The 4,631-nt window shown below is 62.2% G+C and carries 6 protein-coding genes; 5 read left to right on the top strand and 1 reads right to left on the bottom strand.

All coding sequences use genetic code 11. The annotated features are described in order from the left end of the window. The 5 genes from serS to pruA form a co-directional block, all read left to right on the top strand. The coding region (gene serS, locus VLE48_06265) for a serine--tRNA ligase (GenBank protein HSA92599.1) at window positions 1-696 on the top strand (696 nt) is incomplete at its 5' end. An 87-nt stretch (window positions 697-783) separates the two neighbouring features. Then, window positions 784-1,158 carry a hypothetical protein gene (locus VLE48_06260; GenBank protein HSA92598.1) on the top strand — a complete coding sequence of 125 codons (375 nt, stop codon included), beginning with the start codon at window positions 784-786 and terminating at the stop codon, window positions 1,156-1,158. 16 nt (window positions 1,159-1,174) lie between these two features. Next, window positions 1,175-1,870: an outer membrane lipoprotein carrier protein LolA gene (locus tag VLE48_06255; GenBank protein ID HSA92597.1), complete on the top strand. Its 696-nt coding sequence runs from the start codon at window positions 1,175-1,177 to the stop codon at window positions 1,868-1,870. Between the two features lie 190 nt (window positions 1,871-2,060). Beyond that, complete coding sequence (locus VLE48_06250) at window positions 2,061-2,273, top strand: hypothetical protein (GenBank protein HSA92596.1); 213 nt, start codon at window positions 2,061-2,063, stop codon at window positions 2,271-2,273. Between the two features lie 85 nt (window positions 2,274-2,358). After that, window positions 2,359-3,951 carry an L-glutamate gamma-semialdehyde dehydrogenase gene (gene pruA, locus VLE48_06245; GenBank protein HSA92595.1) on the top strand — a complete coding sequence of 531 codons (1,593 nt, stop codon included), beginning with the start codon at window positions 2,359-2,361 and terminating at the stop codon, window positions 3,949-3,951. Window positions 3,952-4,063: 112 nt separating this feature from the next. Here pruA and VLE48_06240 read toward each other — a convergent pair whose 3' ends face one another. Then, window positions 4,064-4,363: a hypothetical protein gene (locus tag VLE48_06240; GenBank protein ID HSA92594.1), complete on the bottom strand. Its 300-nt coding sequence runs from the start codon at window positions 4,361-4,363 to the stop codon at window positions 4,064-4,066. Between the last annotated feature and the right edge of the window lie 268 nt (window positions 4,364-4,631).

The raw sequence follows: 4,631 nt of genomic DNA, 5'->3' as shown, positions 1-4,631 counted from the left end.
CCGTTCCTGGTGAACTCCGAGTCGCTGTACGGCACCGGCCAGCTTCCCAAGTTTGCCGCCGACCTGTTCAAGTGCGAGAACGCCGACCTGTGGCTGGTGCCGACGGCCGAAGTGCCGGTGACCAACCTGTATCGGGACGAGGTGCTCGAGGCGGCGCAGCTTCCGCTTTCACTCACGGCGTACACACCCTGTTTTCGCAGCGAAGCGGGATCCTACGGCAAGGACGTGCGCGGCATCATCCGGCAGCACCAGTTCCAGAAGGTGGAACTGGTGAAGTTCGCGCATCCGGAAAAATCGTACGACGAGCTGGAGAAACTGACGGGCGACGCGGCCACGGTGCTGGAGCGGCTGGGGCTGCACTACCGGATCGTGACCCTGTCCACCGGCGACATGGGCTTCGCCGCCGCCAAGACCTATGACATCGAAGTGTGGCTGGCCGGGCAGCAGGTGTTCCGCGAAATCTCTTCCTGCTCGAACTTCGAGGCTTTCCAGGCGCGGCGCGCCAACATCCGCTTCCGCCGTGAGGGCAAGGGCAAGAGCGAGTTCGTGCACACGCTGAACGGCAGCGGGCTGGCGATCGGGCGCACCTGGGTGGCGCTCGTCGAACACTACCAGCAGGCGGACGGCTCGGTGGTGATCCCGGCAGCGCTGCGGCCGTACGTGGGCGCGGAGCGGATCACGCCGCGCACGCTGTGACCGCGGCCTCGTTGCCAAAGCCCGCCGCGGCATCTAGACTGGAAGCACCGGCAGTCCTTCCGCTCCGAGGAACCTGTTTCCGCCGACATGAGCCGCATATGGCGCACAATCCGCAGCTTCATCCTGTGGGAGTATGCGCGCGGAAGCTGGCAGTACGACGTCATGGTGACGCTGATCGTGCTGTTCGTATTCCTTTCGCCGTTCTGGATCAATTTCAACGACAAACCGGTGGAGCGCGCACCGCATCCAAGTGAAGTGACCGTCCGGCCCGACGGGCAGGGCGGTTTTGTGTATCGGGTAGACGCTTCGGCGGTTCCCGAGGGCGACGAAGAAGCGGTGGAAGCGGGACTGCGCCGTGTGATCGAACCCATGGCGGGCGAAGTCAACATCGTGAAACATGCGCCGGTGAAGGACGCCGCTGGCAAACTGACGGCCTACGACGTCTGGGTACAAAGGCAATAGGAGAAGGAATCGCTGCATGAGTGTTCTTCGACTGGCAAGCATCTGGTTGACCCTGGCGCTGGGGAGCAGTGCCATGGCCGCTCCCGCTCCGGCTTCCGAACTTGAGGCTGTGCTGGACCGCATGGACGCCGCCGCGGCGTCGTTCCGCAATGCGGAAGCCGATTTCGTGTGGGATCAGTACCAGCGCGTGGTGCAGGAAACCGATACCCAGAAGGGCAAGGTTTATTTCCGGCGGCGCGGCCAGGAGACCCAGATGGCGGCCGAGATCACCGTTCCCGATCGCAAGTACGTGCTGTTCGCCGACGGCAAAGTGCGGCTGTATCAGCCTCGCATCGACCAGGTGACCGAATATTCGACGGGCAAGAACAAGAACGAGGTGGAGAGCTTCCTGGTGCTGGGTTTCGGCGGACGCGGACACGATCTGTTGAAGTCGTTCGAGGTGCGCCACGCGGGCAGCGAGATGATCGAGGGCGTGAAGACCGCACGGCTGGAGTTGCAGCCCAAGACGCAGAGAATGCGGGGCGTGTTCGAGCGCATCGTGCTGTGGATCGACCCGGAGCGCGGCGTTTCCCTGCGACAGCAATTTTTCGAGCCTTCCGGTGACTACCGTCTGGCCCATTACAACAACATCCGCCTGAATCAACCGGTGGCGGAAGAAGTTTTTCGCCTGAAAACCACCAGCAAAACCAAGTTCGTGAATCCGCAGGGCTAGAGCCCGACCAGCTGTACCCGGCAGATGTCGCTTATCTCCTTTGTTCCTCAGGGGTTAACTGTTCTTCTAAATTTCACGGAGAAAGTTCTTTGTGGTGCGAGGTGTGGCGGCTATACTCCGGCTTATTCATATTTTCCGCCCGCAGGGCGAGGTGTTCTTTTTAACGCCCGGGGAAGAAGAGTAGGCAATCATGGCAAGAGTTTTCACACTTCCTGCGAATCCATCTCCGCGACGCAAGCGGCAGCGCAACTCCGACCCGCGGTTTCTGGAAGGGCAGAGGATGATCGCTGAGGCCATCCGCTACCTGGCACAGTCGGACCCGCACCAGAACCAGCCCGCCATCTTCCTGCTTTCGGAACACTTCCGCACCCAGTTCCGCATGAGCGACGTGCCGATGCGGTAGGCCGGTTCAGCCCTCCGGGCGAATGCTAGAATAGAGACTCCGCAGTATTCATCTCCCGCTCTAGGGACTCATCGAGAGGTGTCTGATGGCTGTCGCGATTGCCCGTCCGTCGCTCCGTCTGCCGGAGGGACCGTTCCGCAACGAACCGCCCATTGATTTCACAAAGGACGAGAAGGCCGCGCGCGCCATGCGGGCCGGCATCGAGAAAGTGCGGGCCGAGCTGGGCCGCGAGTACGACCTGGTGATCGGCGGCAAACGGGTCCGCACCAAGGACAAGATCACTTCCATCAATCCCGCCAAGCCTTCCGAGGTGGTGGGGACGCACCAGAAGGCGGGCCGCGAGCACGCCGCGCCGGCGGTGGAAGCGGCGCTGGAAGCGTTCGAGCGCTGGAGCCGCACCCCGGCGCAGGAGCGCGCCTCCATCGTGCTGCGTGCCGGCGACATCCTGCGCGCGCGCAAGTTCGAATATATGGCTTGGCTGGTGTTCGAAGTGGGCAAGAACTTTGCCGAAGCCGACGGCGACGTGGGCGAGACCATCGACTTCTGCGAGTACTACAGCCGCGAAGCACTGCGGCTTTCCGAGATCGTGATGCCGGTGCAGCTTCCCGGCGAGCGGGACGTGCTGCGCTACATCCCGCTGGGCGTGGGGGCGGTGATTCCACCGTGGAACTTCCCTTCGGCCATCATGGCGGGGATGACCCTGGCGTCGATCGTGAGCGGCAACACGGTGGTGCTCAAGCCTTCGAGCGATTCGCCCACCATCGCGGCGAAATTCCACGAGATCCTGTTGGAAGCCGGGCTGCCGGACGGCGTGGTGAACTTCTGCCCGGGCTCCGGCGCGAGCTTCGGTAACGCTATCGTGGAGCACCCCAAGACGCGCTACATCGCCTTCACCGGCTCGAAAGAGGTGGGGCTCGATATTCAACAGCGCGCCGCGACGCCACGTCCCGGACAGATCTGGATCAAGCGCACGGTGCTGGAGATGGGCGGCAAAGACGCCATCGTCGTGGATGCCGACGCCAACCTGGACGCGGCGGTCGAAGGAGTGGCGGCTTCGGCGTTCGGCTTCTCCGGGCAGAAGTGCTCGGCGTGCTCACGAGCCATCGTGGATGAGCGCATCTACGACGTTTTCCTCGAGCGCCTGAAGGAGCGCGTAGAGAAGATCCAGGTCGGCGATCCCACGGAAAACAAAGCCATGGGCCCGGTAGTGAACGAGTCGGCCATGAAGTCCATCCAGGAATACATCGAGATCGGCAAGAAGGAAGGGCGGCTGATCACCGGCGGCGGACGTGCCACCGGGGCCGGCGAAGGATTTTATCTTCAGCCAACCGTGATTGCCGACATCGCCCCCACGGCGCGCCTGGCGCAGGAAGAAGTGTTCGGGCCGGTGCTGGCGGTGATCAAGGCGAAGAATTTCGACGACGCGCTGGCCATTGCCAACAACACCGAGTTCGGCCTGACGGGCGCGGTCTATACGACGTCCAAAGAGAAGATCGAGCGCGCCAAGAGCGAATTCCACGTCGGCAACCTGTACATCAACCGCAAGTGCACGGGGGCCATCTGCGGCGTGCATCCCTTCGGCGGCTTCAACATGTCCGGCACGGATTCCAAATCCGGCGGGCCGGACTACCTGTATCTGTTCACGCAGGGGAAGTCGATCGGCGAGAAGCTCATCTAGCTATCCACGAAGGAAAGTCTGAAGAGTCCCACCCTGTCGCGCCAAAAGCAGGCGCGACAAGGGTGGGGCATCGCGCGCTGCGGCCCGCGTTCTTGTCTTGGCGAGCGTTGAGCTAGAGACTCCCGCGCGTCGGCCACCATCCCGTGTCCCGCTGCTTATATCGAGACAGCAACCGAGCGACAAGGACAGAGCAGCTGGCGATCACAACAGAAAAGGCGATGCCCAACCAGGTCTTCTCGGCGAATAGCGCCATGCAAGTTGCAAGCGCCGAGAAGCCCAGGATGAATCCCCCGGCCACCACGACAAACACGTAGACCGTTGTGAAGTGGCTTCGGTGCGCGAGGACCAGAGACGACAAATAGAGCCCGAGACCGATGCTGGCGGCAATCAAACTGTAGAGGCTGGGACGCATGGTCCCCATCCCTATGAGCGGGTAAGCAGGAATCAGAAGCGCAATGGCCAAAAGGCCGACCAGTATGCGAATGAACCTGTTTCTCATTAAACACACTGCGCGTAGCGGAGATCCTACTTATCTTCTTCTGCGATGGCGGCGGCGGCCTCGGCAAGGATGCGGTGGTGAATGGTGAACAGGGCCAGCTCCAGACGGTCGGAGACGCCCACTTTGTCATACACGTTGCGCAGGTAGTTCTTGATCACCTGCTCGGTGGTGCCCAGGCGGC

The sequence above is a fragment of the Terriglobales bacterium genome (assembly GCA_035454605.1).
In the GTDB taxonomy this organism is placed as follows: Bacteria; Acidobacteriota; Terriglobia; order Terriglobales; family Acidobacteriaceae; genus DATMAB01.
Note: the sequence above shows the minus strand (reverse complement) of the source record. Positions and strands in the feature narration are given on the sequence as shown.